12 protein-coding genes are annotated in these 11,559 nt (G+C 67.6%); 4 read left to right on the forward strand and 8 right to left on the reverse strand.

All coding sequences use genetic code 11. The annotated features are described in order from the left end of the window. Window positions 1-17: 17 nt before the first annotated feature. The 5 genes from MUU77_RS00735 to queF all read right to left on the reverse strand — a co-directional run bounded on the left by MUU77_RS00735 (window position 18) and on the right by queF (window position 4,588). The gene (locus MUU77_RS00735; RefSeq protein ID WP_245090410.1) at window positions 18-2,243 is read right to left on the reverse strand and encodes an NADP-dependent isocitrate dehydrogenase; all 2,226 of its coding nucleotides are present in this window, start codon (window positions 2,241-2,243) and stop codon (window positions 18-20) included. Window positions 2,244-2,494: 251 nt separating this feature from the next. Next, window positions 2,495-2,665 carry a hypothetical protein gene (locus MUU77_RS00740; RefSeq protein WP_245090413.1) on the reverse strand — a complete coding sequence of 57 codons (171 nt, stop codon included), beginning with the start codon at window positions 2,663-2,665 and terminating at the stop codon, window positions 2,495-2,497. Between the two features lie 160 nt (window positions 2,666-2,825). Next, a complete protein-coding gene (locus MUU77_RS00745; RefSeq protein WP_245090416.1) occupies window positions 2,826-3,314 on the reverse strand; it encodes a hypothetical protein in 489 nt (162 codons plus the stop codon). A 33-nt stretch (window positions 3,315-3,347) separates the two neighbouring features. Then, complete coding sequence (locus MUU77_RS00750) at window positions 3,348-3,653, reverse strand: LysM peptidoglycan-binding domain-containing protein (RefSeq protein WP_245090419.1); 306 nt, start codon at window positions 3,651-3,653, stop codon at window positions 3,348-3,350. A gap of 107 nt (window positions 3,654-3,760) precedes the next feature. Then, window positions 3,761-4,588, reverse strand: a complete 828-nt coding sequence (gene queF / locus MUU77_RS00755) for an NADPH-dependent 7-cyano-7-deazaguanine reductase QueF (protein WP_245090422.1) — start codon at window positions 4,586-4,588, stop codon at window positions 3,761-3,763. Between the two features lie 25 nt (window positions 4,589-4,613). On the opposite strand from queF, the gene MUU77_RS00760 reads away from it, so the two are divergent. From MUU77_RS00760 to MUU77_RS00775, 4 genes are all read left to right on the forward strand, one after another. Then, the gene (locus MUU77_RS00760) at window positions 4,614-5,072 is read left to right on the forward strand and encodes a protease inhibitor I42 family protein (protein ID WP_245090424.1); all 459 of its coding nucleotides are present in this window, start codon (window positions 4,614-4,616) and stop codon (window positions 5,070-5,072) included. 78 nt (window positions 5,073-5,150) lie between these two features. Then, window positions 5,151-6,464 carry a lytic murein transglycosylase gene (locus tag MUU77_RS00765; RefSeq protein WP_245094102.1) on the forward strand — a complete coding sequence of 438 codons (1,314 nt, stop codon included), beginning with the start codon at window positions 5,151-5,153 and terminating at the stop codon, window positions 6,462-6,464. Further along, complete coding sequence (locus MUU77_RS00770; RefSeq protein WP_245090427.1) at window positions 6,461-7,327, forward strand: D-hexose-6-phosphate mutarotase; 867 nt, start codon at window positions 6,461-6,463, stop codon at window positions 7,325-7,327. The genes MUU77_RS00765 and MUU77_RS00770 overlap by 4 nt, the downstream gene beginning before the upstream one ends. A gap of 138 nt (window positions 7,328-7,465) precedes the next feature. Then, window positions 7,466-8,710, forward strand: a complete 1,245-nt coding sequence (locus MUU77_RS00775; protein ID WP_245090429.1) for a TCR/Tet family MFS transporter — start codon at window positions 7,466-7,468, stop codon at window positions 8,708-8,710. 55 nt (window positions 8,711-8,765) lie between these two features. On the opposite strand, the gene MUU77_RS00780 is transcribed toward MUU77_RS00775, so the two are convergent. From MUU77_RS00780 to MUU77_RS00790, 3 genes are all read right to left on the reverse strand, one after another. Then, window positions 8,766-9,224: a PepSY domain-containing protein gene (locus MUU77_RS00780; RefSeq protein ID WP_245090431.1), complete on the reverse strand. Its 459-nt coding sequence runs from the start codon at window positions 9,222-9,224 to the stop codon at window positions 8,766-8,768. A 126-nt stretch (window positions 9,225-9,350) separates the two neighbouring features. Then, entirely contained in the window at window positions 9,351-10,526 is a 1,176-nt protein-coding gene (locus MUU77_RS00785) for a benzoate/H(+) symporter BenE family transporter (protein ID WP_245090433.1), read from the reverse strand. Between the two features lie 115 nt (window positions 10,527-10,641). Beyond that, on the reverse strand, window positions 10,642-11,526 hold the full coding sequence (locus MUU77_RS00790; RefSeq protein WP_245090435.1) for a methylglyoxal synthase: 885 nt from the start codon (window positions 11,524-11,526) through the stop codon (window positions 10,642-10,644). Window positions 11,527-11,559: the final 33 nt, after the last annotated feature.

The following is an 11,559-nucleotide window of genomic DNA, read 5'->3' on the forward strand; positions in this document are numbered from 1 at the left end:
TGCGGGTGGACGGTGCCTTACAGCGCGGCCAGCGCCTCGTTGAACGTCCTGCTGGGACGCATGGCGGCGGCGGTCCTGGCGAGGTCGGGATGGTAGTAACCGCCGATGTCCAGCGCCTTGCCCTGCGCGCCGTTCAACTCGGCCAGGATGGTCGCTTCGTTGTTGGCCAGGGCCTTCGCCAGTGGCGCGAACTTCGCCTTCAGTTCGGGATTCTCGTCCTGCGCGGCCAGCGCCTGCGCCCAGTACAGGGCCAGGTAGAAGTGGCTGCCACGGTTGTCGAGCTCGCCGACCTTGCGTGCGGGCGAGCGGTTCTCGTCGAGGATGCGGCCGTTGGCCACGTCCAGCGCGTTGGCCAGCACCTTCGCCGGCGTATTGAGGTAGCGCTGCCCCAGGTGTTCCAGCGACGCCGCCAGGGCGAGGAACTCGCCCAGCGAATCCCAGCGCAGGTAGTCCTCTTCCAGGAACTGCTGCACGTGCTTCGGCGCGGAGCCGCCGGCCCCGGTCTCGAACAGGCCGCCGCCGGCCATCAGCGGCACGATCGACAGCATCTTGGCGCTGGTGCCCAGCTCCATGATGGGGAACAGGTCGGTCAGGTAATCGCGCAGCACGTTGCCGGTCACCGAGATGGTGTCCTGGCCCTTGCGGATGCGCTCCAGCGACACCTTCATCGCCTCCACCGGCGGCAGGATGCGGATGTCGAGATTGTCGGTGGTGTAGTCCTTGAGGTAGCGCTCGACCTTGGCGATCACCTGCGCATCGTGCGCGCGGTCCTTGTCCAGCCAGAAGATCGCCGGGGTCTTACTCAGGCGCGCGCGGCCGACGGCCAGCTTCACCCAGTCCTGGATCGGCGCGTCCTTGGCCTGGCACATGCGCCAGATGTCGCCGGCTTCCACCTTCTGTTCGAATACCACCTTGCCGGCGTCGTCGGTGACGCGAACGGTGCCATCGGCGGGGATCTGGAAGGTCTTGTCGTGGCTGCCGTACTCCTCGGCCTTCTGCGCCATCAGGCCGACGTTGGGCACGCTGCCCATCGTGGCCGGGTCGAACGCGCCATTCGCCTTGCAATCCTCGATCACCGCCTGGTAGATGCCGGCGTAGCAGCGGTCGGGGATGACGGCCTTGGTGTCCTGCAGCTTGCCTTCGGCGTTCCACATCTTGCCCGAGTCGCGGATCATCGCCGGCATGGAGGCGTCGACGATCACGTCGCTGGGTACGTGCAGGTTGGTGATGCCCTTGTCGGAGTTGACCATCGCCAGGGCGGGGCTGTCCGCATACACGGCCTGCAGGTCGGCCTTGATCGCCTCCTGCTGGTCGGCTGGCAGCGCGCCCAGGCGCGCATACAGGTCGCCGATGCCGTTGTTGGCGTCGAAGCCGATCTGCTCCAGCACGGCGGCATGCTTGGACAGCGCCGTCTTGTAGAACTCGGTGACCACCACGCCGAACATGATGGGGTCGGAGACCTTCATCATCGTGGCCTTCAGGTGCAGCGAGAACAGCACGCCCTGCGCCTTGGCGTCGGCGATCTGTTCGGCGATGAAGGCCGCCAGCGCCTTGCGGCTCATCGCCGACGCATCGACGATCTCACCCGCCTTCACCTTCACCTTGTCCTTGAGCACGGTGACCGTGCCGTCGGCGGCGACCAGTTCGATCTTCAGCGCGCCATCGGCCGCCAGCGTTGCCGACTGTTCGCTGCCGAAAAAGTCGCCGGCGGCCATGTGGGCGACGTGCGACTTCGAGTCGGCGCTCCACGCACCCATGCGGTGCGGGTGCTTGCGGGCGAAGTTCTTGACCGACAGCGGTGCGCGGCGGTCGGAGTTGCCTTCGCGCAGCACCGGGTTCACCGCGCTGCCCTTGACCTTGTCGTAGCGCGCCTTGGCGTCCTTCTCCTTGTCGTCCTTCGGCTCGTCCGGGTAGTCCGGCAGCGGATAGCCCTGGGACTGCAGCTCCTTGATGGCGGCCTTCAGCTGCGGCACCGAGGCGCTGATGTTGGGCAGCTTGATGATGTTGGCTTCCGGCTGCGTCGCCAGCTGGCCCAGCTCGGCCAGGTCGTCGCTGACCTTCTGCGCATCGCTCAGGTATTCGGGGAACTGCGACAGGATGCGGCCGGCCAGCGAGATGTCGCGGGTTTCCACGGTGATGCCGGCGGGCGCGGTGAACGCCTCGACGATGGGCAGCAGCGACTGGGTGGCGAGGAACGGGGCTTCGTCGGTGAGGGTGTAGATGATGCGGGGCGTATCCGACATGGGGACAAGGGCTCTGGACAAGGGGCGATGGGGAACTCAGCGCGCCATTGTCGCGCGCCGCCGCACGCAGGGCAAAACGAGGGGGTATGGACGGGGACGCGGTCTACGCCAGCGCTGTCCGGGGGACAGGTGTCTGGGAGCGGGCTCGGCGGGCACGGCTCGCAGCTGGATTTGGCGACTTGGACCGGAGTGGGAGGGAGGAGGAGCGGGCCGTCAGGCCCGCTCCTCGCCGCAGGCAGTTGAATCTATGCTCAGCGGATCTTGCAAGCGAACGAGTAGTACGGCATGCCCCAGGCCGACGATGTACCTGGCTTGCAGGTCGATACGATCTGCTCGGTCGATGTGACGGTAGCCGTCACGTCGGAGAAGTCCGCGGTACCACCAGAAACCATCTGAACTTCGGAAGCATTGAGTTCTTTCATATCGTTCCATTCCTTGGGTGTAAGTCCCGCGTCGGGACGACTTGAAGATGCCTCAGAAGTTCGGGCCGAGCAACTAACAATTCAGGCAAAAAAAGCGGGCGTGGATTCCTCCACGCCCGAGCTTGCCCCACACACGTGGGAGAGAGACTTGCCTTGCCGACTACTTGACTTCGATTTCCTGGGTCATGCCGACCGGCTGGCCGTTCAAGGTCACGTCGACCTTGTACTTGCCGGCGGGCCAGGGGTTGCTGTTCGTGAACTCAACATTGGTGGTATCCGCCCCCCCGGCAACCACGTTCGCCGTCTGCTGGGCGGCAACCTGGCCATCCTGGAATGTCAGCTTGGCATCGATAGCGGCATTGGCTGGCGTCGCGGCATCGGTTTTAACGGAGACGATGATCTTGTCCTTCGTACCGAACGTACTGATCGCGGCGACCGATTTGTCGGCGGCGGCCATGTTGCCCACGGTAACGCTGGTGGCGCTGACCGGTGCCGGAGCGGGTGCCGGTTCCGCCGGTGCCGGAGCGGGCGCGGGTTCTGTCGCGGCGGGCGGTGCGGCGACGGGCTCTTCCTTCTTCTTGCAGCCGACCAAAGCGACGCTGCCGACCAGTGCGGCAGCCAGGACGTATGACATGCGGTTCTGCTTCATGGTGTCGATCCTTGTGGATGAAGTGGTTGACGATCAGGCGCCGATGGGCTTCGGCGGCAGCTTGATGATCTGCCCCGGGAAAATGCGGTCCGGATCGTCGATGGTGTCGCGATTGGCTTCGAAGATCTGCTTCCACGCATTGGCGTTGCCGTAATGCGTCTTGGCGATCTTCGAGAGGGTGTCGCCCTTCTCTATGGTGTAGCTCTGCTCTCCGATGATTTCCGCAGTGCTGTCCACGCGAGCGCTGACGCCGGAAAAATCAGCTTTCTCGACCTGCGGCGCCGTGCTATCCACCTTGGCGGTGACGCCCGAGAAATCGGCCTTCTTCTCTGTGCTCATTGCAACCACCCCTTCCTGGCGGGCTGTAGGATGAGCAAGCCTTGCACGCGTGCTGTTAAGAAACCATAGCGCGCGCGTGAAATGGCCTCAACGGTTGCTGTGCGACCTTACTGCCGCATGTCGCGCATCATCGGCGGGACATCCATGTCGCCCGTGGCGCGCCACGGATTGATGTCCAGCCCGCCGCGGCGGGTGTAGCGCGCTTCGACGGACAGCGACGAAGGCCGGCAGTGCATCAGCACATCGTGAAAAATACGTTCGACGCATTGCTCGTGGAACTCGGCATGATCGCGGAAGCTCACCAGATAGCGCAGCAGTTCGACGCGGTCGATGCGTGGGCCGCGGTAGCGGATCGCCACCGTGGCCCAGTCGGGCTGGCCGGTGACCGGGCAGTTCGACTTCAACAGTTCCGATGAAAGGGTCTCCTCGACCTGTACTTCGGGATCGGCGGCCAGGAACTCGGCGCGCGGGGGTCCGTAATGGTCGATCTCCACGTCCAGCCCATCGAGCGATTCGCCCTCCGGTGCCTCGGCCATCGGCGGCAGGCCGAAGACCACGCCCACATCCGCGCCGGCGCGGGCCGACAGGTCGGTGGCGACGCGCTCAAGCACCGCGGCGTCGCTGTTGAAGCGCGTGCTGTTGAGCGAGTTGAGGTAGAGCTTGAGCGACTTGGACTCGATCAGGCACGGCGACGTGCACGGCACGGTCAGCGTGGCGGTCGCCACGCGCGGCTTGCCGCGGGCATCCAGCCAGCTGAGTTCGTAAGCATGCCAGCGGTCGTGGCCGACGAACGGCAGGGCATCGGCGGCGATGCCGATCTCATCGCGTGCGCCCTGGCGCGGGATGGGAAACAGCAGGGTGGGGTCGTAATGCGCGGGATACGCGACCTCGCGACCCAGCGAGGAATCCTGGGGGGTGTTGTTCATGCGGTCCATTCTACGGACGGGGCCTAAAGCGGCGGTGTATAACGCACCCGTCTCCAGCGAGGGCGCGACCATGAAGATGTGGGTGGCCACCAGTGTTTGCATGCTGCTGTCGGCCTGCGCCAGCGGACCGGCTGCCGGTGGGGCCACGCCCGCCGATACCCTGCCGGACGACGGCATCGTCCGTCCTCAGGGCGGGTCGCCGGTGAAGATGCGCGTCGGCCAGGTGCTGGAGATCGCCCTGGTGGCCAATCCCAGCACGGGCTACGAGTGGGAATTCGCTGCCGATGGCGCCCCCGTGCTGGCACGCACCACCGGCCCGGCCACGCCTCCGCCCATGGATACGCAGCCACCGATGCCCGGGGCTTCGTCGATCGCGCGCTGGTGGTTCCGCGCGGAGAGGGCGGGCGAGGCCAGCGTGCGCATGGTCTACCGGCGGCCATGGGAGACAGTGCCGCCGGTGGAGGTGGTGGAGTACCGCATCGAGGTCCGCTGACGACGCTGGAGGGTCGCATTCGCGCTGCGCAGAGGGCAAAGTGGCGCCTCCCCCCAGAAGGCCAGGGAGGCCGAGATGATGCCCAACGCGACCGTCCTGCTGTTGTCGATGGCAATGGCGATGGCGCTGCCCGCCAACGCACAGACGCCGCCTGCGCCTGGCGCAGCGCCACCGCTTCCCCCGCCGGCCACCCCGGCGGCGGCGGCGGTACCGCCAACGCCCACCGCGGACCCGGTGTTCGCCGCCTGCATGACCAGCCTGCGCGGCGTGGCGGAGAAGCAGGGCATCACGACGAGCACATTCGACGCGTATACGCAGGGCCTGGCCGCGGACATGAGCGTGCTGGACCTGCTGGACGCGCAACCGGAATTCACCACGCCGCTGTGGGACTACCTGGCGGCGCTGGTCGACGACCCGCGCGTCGCCGACGGCCAGGCCATGCTGGCGACCCATCGCGACCTGCTGGACCGGGTGTCGATGGCTTATGGCGTGGACCCGGCCACCGTCGTCGCGGTGTGGGGCGTGGAGAGCGACTATGGCCGCGTGTCCGGCAAGCGCCCGTTGCTGGTCTCGCTGTCCACGTTGGCGTGCTTCGGTCGGCGGCAGGCGTTCTTCCGTGGCGAATTCCTCACCACGCTGAAGCTGCTGCAGGCCGGCGACATCCGCGCCGAGGGCCTGACCGGATCGTGGGCCGGCGCGTTCGGCCACACGCAGTTCATGCCCAGTACGTACGAACGGATCGCGGTCGACTTCGATGGCGACGGACGACGCGACCTGACCGAGAGCATTCCCGATGCGCTGGCATCCACCGCCCACTACCTGGTGAACTCCGGCTGGCGCACCGGTGAGCCCTGGGGCTACGAAGTGAAGTTGCCTGCAGGCCTCGACCTCGCACAGGCCGGGCGCACCCACCGCAAGCCGCTGACCCAATGGGTTGCGCAGGGCATCGCCCGCATCGACGGCCAGCCGTTGCCGGCCGACGACCGCAATGCGGCGGTACTGGTGCCGACCGGCATCGCGGGGCCGGCCTTCCTGGTGTTCAAGAACTACGACGCGATCTATTCCTACAACGCCGCCGAAAGCTACGCGCTGGCCATCGCGCTGCTGGCCGACCGCCTGCGCGGCGGCACCGGCCTGGTGACCGCCTGGCCTACGGACGACCCGGGCCTGGGCCGTCCGCAGCGCCGCGAACTGCAGACGCTGCTGCTGGCGCGTGGGCATGCGATCGGTAGCGCGGACGGCATGATCGGCACGCAGACGCGGCGCGCGATCGTCCTGGAACAGCAGCGCCTGGGCCTGCAGCCCGCCGATGGCCGCGCCGGCGCGAAGATACTCGCCGCGCTGAAGGCGGAAGGACCGCCCGTCGCTCTGCCGGAGCCGCGAACGCCATGAGCGCACTCCCCGAAGGGGTTACCCGTGAGGTCTGGCAACAGATCGATGTGCTGCGCATCGAGACGCCGTGGTCCGTCGCCCGCATCAGCCTGCATGGCGGACAGGTGATTTCGTTCGTGCCCGCGGGCTTCGACGATCTGCTGTGGCTGTCGCCCACCACGGCCCTGCCACCGAAGGCGATGCGCGGCGGCGTGCCGGTGTGCTGGCCCTACTTCGGCCGCCAGGGACAAGCCGACGACGCGCCGCAGCACGGTCATGCACGCCTCTCTCGCTGGCCGCTGACGGAGGTGAAGCGCGAAGCCGATGGCAGCGTCGTGCTCAAGCTCGCGCTGCCGCTGCGCGACGGCGTACCGCTGGAGCTGGTCCAGACCGTGCAGGTCGGGCGCGAACTGCGGCAGAGCCTGGACACCCTCCACCGCGGTGATGCCCCGCTCATGCTGACACAGGCGTTGCATACCTACTTCCGTGTCGGCGATGCGACGCAGGTGCGGGTCAAGGGCCTGGAGGGTCTGCATTACGCGGACAAGTACGACGGCGAAACCCATGTGCAGTCCGGCGAGTGGTCGCTGGACGACGCGCGCGATCCCGGCCGCAGCGACCGGATCTACAGCGGCACTGGCCATCGTTTCGACCTGCTCGATCCGGCCGGTGGACGACGCATCCGGCTGGACACCTTCGGCAGCCGGTCGCTGGTGGTGTGGAACCCGGGCCAGGCCGGGACGGCGGCCATTGCCGACATGCCGGACGACGGCTGGCGCACCTTCGTCTGCCTGGAGGCCGCGAACGCGGGCGAGGACGCCATCGAACTGGAGCCGGGACAGCGCCACCGCCTGAGCCACGTGGTTTCGGCAAGTTCCCTGTAGGAGCGCCCTCGGGCGCGATGCTTTTCGCCATGGCTGGAAAGCAGAAGCATCGCGCCCGAGGGCGCTCCTACGGGTGCGGGGCGATGGGCGGCGGTCCGATGCCCTACACTTGCGCACCTTTTCCGCAGTAGCACGCCTGTGAGCGCCGAGATTCCCGCCGTCCCCGGCCGCCGTGCCGCCCTGGTCTTCATCTTCATCACCGTGCTGATCGACATCCTGTCCTTCGGCGTGATCATTCCCGTCCTGCCCGGTCTGGTCCGCCAGTTCACCGGTGGCGATTTCGCGCAGGCCGCGTGGTGGGTGGGCACCTTCGGCATGCTGTTCGCCGCCATCCAGTTCGTCTGCACGCCGATCCAGGGCGCGCTGTCGGACCGCTTCGGCCGCCGCCCTGTCATCCTGTTGTCCTGCCTGGGCCTGGGCATCGACTTCGTGCTGATGGCGCTGGCGCAGTCGCTGCCGTGGTTGCTGGTGGCGCGCATCTTCTCCGGCGTGTTCTCGGCCAGCTTCACCACCGCCAATGCCTACATCGCCGATATCACCGCGCCGGAGAAGCGTGCCCAGGCGTTCGGCATGATCGGTGCGGCGTTCGGCGTGGGCTTCATCATCGGCCCCATCATCGGGGGCCAGCTGGGCGCCATCGACCTGCGCCTGCCGTTCTGGTTCGCGGCCGGATTGGCGCTGCTGAACTTCCTGTATGGCGTGTTCGTGCTGCCGGAGTCGCTGCCGAAGGAGCGCCGCAGCGCGAAGTTCGACTGGTCGCACGCCAATCCGGTCGGCTCGATGGTGTTGCTGAAGCGCTACCCCCAGGTCTTCGGCCTGGCCGCGGTGGTGCTGATCGCCAACCTGGCGCATTACGTGTACCCCAGCGTGTTCGTGCTGTTCGCCGAGTACCAGTACCGCTGGAACGAGCAGCAGGTCGCATGGGTCCTGGCCGCCGTCGGTGTGTGCAGTGTCATCGTGCAGGCCGGGCTGGTGGGCCGCGTCGTGCCCAAGTTCGGCGAACGCCGCACGCTGCTGTTCGGCCTGGCATGCGGCGTGGTCGGCTTCTGCATCTACGGGATGGCCGACCTGGGCTGGATGTTCCTGATCGGTCTGCCCATCAGCGCGCTGTGGGGCCTGGCGGGCCCGGCCACGCAGGCGTTGATCACCCAACAGGTCGGGGCCGACGTGCAGGGCCGGGTGCAGGGCGCGCTGATGAGTCTGGTCAGCCTGGCCGGCATCGTGGGGCCGATGATGTTCGCGGGCACGTTCGCCCTGTTCATCGGCAAGACGGCGCCCGCGCACCTGCCGGGCGCTCCGTGGCTGCTGGCGGCGCTGCTGCTCGCCATCGGCTGGCTGGTGGGTTGGCGATTCGCGAGATCGCCTTCGCCATCGCCGCACTGAAACGAAGAAGGCCGCCCAAGGGCGGCCTTCTTCATGGCGCGACACGCGCGATGGATCAATCGTTCTCGACGTGGATGATCTCGCCGGTGTTGGCAGCCAGGTGGATCTCCACGTCATTGCCATCCGCGCGCTCGGCCTCCGCCTTCCAGACGCCATCATCGAAGTCGACGTCGTGGATCTTGGAATAGCCGGCGGCCGTCAGCCTGGCTTTCACGTCGTTCTCGCTGAGATCGGACACCAGCTTCTCGGCCATCACCTCGCCGGTCGCCGGATTGATGCGCACGTCCACCCGGTCGCCGTTGGCGCTGGTGGCGTCGGTCTCCCACATGCCGTCCTCGAAATCCAGGTCGTCGATGTGGGTGTAGCCCTTCTCGGTCAGCAGCGCGCGGACCTGCGGCTCCTTCAGGGCGTCCTTGCCGGCGGTCGGCGCGGGGGCCTGCGCGAAGACGGCGCCCGAGAGCGCGGCCAGCGTGGCCAGGGCAAGCAGGCGATGGCGGGGGCGAACGGTCGTCATGGAGTTCTCCTGTGGGGATGGTGGGTCCGATCCTGCCCCGGCCCCCATCACTCCGGAGTGAATCCCCGCGCGCGAAACTGAACCTTCCACGCCGCATTCACGCGCGTGAGCGGAACGCGAACGGCGTTACCGGCGCCGGAACACACACCAGGTCGTCACGCCGGCCAGCAGGCCCCAGAACGCCGAGCCGATGCCTGCAAGCGACAGGCCCGAGGCCGTGACGAGGAACGTCACCAGCGCCGGCTCGCGCTCGGCCTCCTCGCGCAATGCCGCCGCCAGGCTGTTGCCGATGGTGCCCAGCAAGGCGATGCCGGCGATGGCCAGCACCAGCTCCTTCGGGAACGCGGCGAACAGCGCCGCCACCGTTGCGCCGAACAGGCCGACCACGACATAGAACACGCCCGCCGCGATGGCCGCCACATAGCGCCGCGAGGCATCCTCGTGCGCCTCGCGCCCCATGCAGATCGCCGCGGTGATCGCGGCCAGGTTCAGGGCGAACGCGCCGAAAGGCGCCAGCAGCAGGTTGGCCACGCCGGTCCATCCGACGACGGGCGAGATGGGGATCGCATAGCCGGACGCGCGGATCACCGCCACGCCGGGGACGTTCTGCGAGGCCATCGTCACGACGAAGAGTGGCAAGGCGATGCCGACGACGGCGGCCAGCGAGACCGTCGGCGGCGTGAAGATCGGCTTGGCCAACTGCAGGGACAGGCCGTCCACGCGCAGCAACCCCAGTCCGCCGGCGAAGGCGATGCCCACCAGCAGCGTGAGGATCACCGCGTAACGGGGCAGCAGCCGGCGCGTCAGCAGGTACACCGCGAACATCGTCAGCACCATGCCCAGTTGCGTCTTCATGGCGGCGAAGGCGTCGATGCCGAAGCGCAGCAGCACGCCGGCCAGCATGCCCGATGCCAGCGGGACCGGGATGCGGCTGATCATGCGTTCGAAGAAGCCGGAGAAGCCCGACACCACAATCAGCAATGCCGACAGCAGGAACGCACCGATCGCATCGGATAGCGGCAGGCCCGCCGCGCTGCCGATCAGCATGGCCGCGCCGGGCGTGGACCATGCCGTCACCACCGGCATGCGGTAGCGCACCGACAGGCCGATGCACGTCAGCCCCATGCCCAGGCCGAGCGCCCACATCCACGACGAGATCTCCTCCGGCGAGGCGCCCAGCGACTGCGCCGCCTGGAACACGATCACCGCGGAACTGGCAAAGCCGACCAGGACGGTGACGAAGCCGGCCGCGATGGCGGACAGGGAAAGGTCTTTCAGCAGATGGCGGGGTGGGGAACTCATTGCTGCTGCCGTACCTGTAGGAGCGACGCAAGTCGCGACCGTAATGACTGAACTATCTCGTCCTGTCGATGCGTGTGGTTCGGGTCCGAAGGTAGTCCGGGCGTACGGTCGCGACTTACGTCGCTCCTACAAGAATCCCACGCTTGATCACCGCCTCGCACCAGCGCTTGGCCACCGCCAGCGAGGTGGTGCACACGGCCTCGTCGGTGACGGTGGTGACGGCGCGCTCCAGCAGCTGGATGTCGGCCTCGTGCTGGCGCGCCACGTGCGGATCCTCGAAGAAGATCACCCGCTGGCACCGGTGCTCCAGCACGCGGTCGGCGATCTGCGCGTCGCCGCCGAGCGGTCCGCTCTGGAAGCGCTCCACCCACGGCGTGTCCTGCGGCCAGCCGCGGCTCCACGCCAGTTCGTTGAGGCGCAGGCCGGTGGTGCCGGTCGCCATGCGGTGGGCGAAGCGCGACAGCACGTCGAAGTGGGCGTCGGCGAAGGCCAGCATCTGCGGCTTCATCGCGTCGTGCGCGATCAGCGCCAGGGTCTGGGATTCCAGCGCATGGAAGCGGTCCGCGTCCGGATCGGGCGCCAGGCCCGCATGGATGCGCTCCATCTCGACCCAGTCGCGGGCCGAGGCGACCGTCGACAGGAACGGCTTGCCGTGGATCACGCACTGGCGCTTCAGCGCCGTGGCTTCGGGGAAGATCGACGACGGATCGACAGGATCGATGAAGTAGATCGCGCCGTCGAGGCTGCGCTCCGCACCTTCCAGGCCGACGACCTCGGCCACCAGCTTCATCAGCCCGCCATCGCGGCCGTAGGGATAGCGCTTCAGCCCGTCGTATCCGCGCAGCATGCCGGCGGCGGCGATCGCATCATGCGTGCGGCCGACCGCATGCAGCGCCAAGTGCAGGTCGCGGATGCCGGGTTCGCAGGCGCGCAGCCAGCGGAACAGCGCCGCGTCCTCGGTGTGGTGGTGCAGGCGGTTGGCGGCCAGGCCCAGGCGCATGATCGATGAGGAGGGGAGAGGAGCCGCGAGTCT

The sequence above is a fragment of the Pseudoxanthomonas sp. F37 genome (assembly GCF_022965755.1).
Taxonomy (GTDB): domain Bacteria; phylum Pseudomonadota; class Gammaproteobacteria; order Xanthomonadales; family Xanthomonadaceae; genus Pseudoxanthomonas_A.

What these genes read in the sequence shown, in the direction of transcription:
- MUU77_RS00735 (WP_245090410.1), bottom strand. Translation starts at nt 2,243, where the DNA reads ATGTCGGATACGCCCCGCATCATCTACACCCTCACCGACGAAGCCCCG.
- MUU77_RS00740 (WP_245090413.1), bottom strand. Translation starts at nt 2,665, where the DNA reads ATGAAAGAACTCAATGCTTCCGAAGTTCAGATGGTTTCTGGTGGTACC.
- MUU77_RS00745 (WP_245090416.1), bottom strand. Translation starts at nt 3,314, where the DNA reads ATGAAGCAGAACCGCATGTCATACGTCCTGGCTGCCGCACTGGTCGGC.
- MUU77_RS00750 (WP_245090419.1), bottom strand. Translation starts at nt 3,653, where the DNA reads ATGAGCACAGAGAAGAAGGCCGATTTCTCGGGCGTCACCGCCAAGGTG.
- queF (WP_245090422.1), bottom strand. Translation starts at nt 4,588, where the DNA reads ATGGACCGCATGAACAACACCCCCCAGGATTCCTCGCTGGGTCGCGAG.
- MUU77_RS00765 (WP_245094102.1), top strand. Translation starts at nt 5,151, where the DNA reads ATGCCCAACGCGACCGTCCTGCTGTTGTCGATGGCAATGGCGATGGCG.
- MUU77_RS00770 (WP_245090427.1), top strand. Translation starts at nt 6,461, where the DNA reads ATGAGCGCACTCCCCGAAGGGGTTACCCGTGAGGTCTGGCAACAGATC.
- MUU77_RS00780 (WP_245090431.1), bottom strand. Translation starts at nt 9,224, where the DNA reads ATGACGACCGTTCGCCCCCGCCATCGCCTGCTTGCCCTGGCCACGCTG.
- MUU77_RS00785 (WP_245090433.1), bottom strand. Translation starts at nt 10,526, where the DNA reads ATGAGTTCCCCACCCCGCCATCTGCTGAAAGACCTTTCCCTGTCCGCC.
- MUU77_RS00790 (WP_245090435.1), bottom strand. Translation starts at nt 11,526, where the DNA reads ATGCGCCTGGGCCTGGCCGCCAACCGCCTGCACCACCACACCGAGGAC.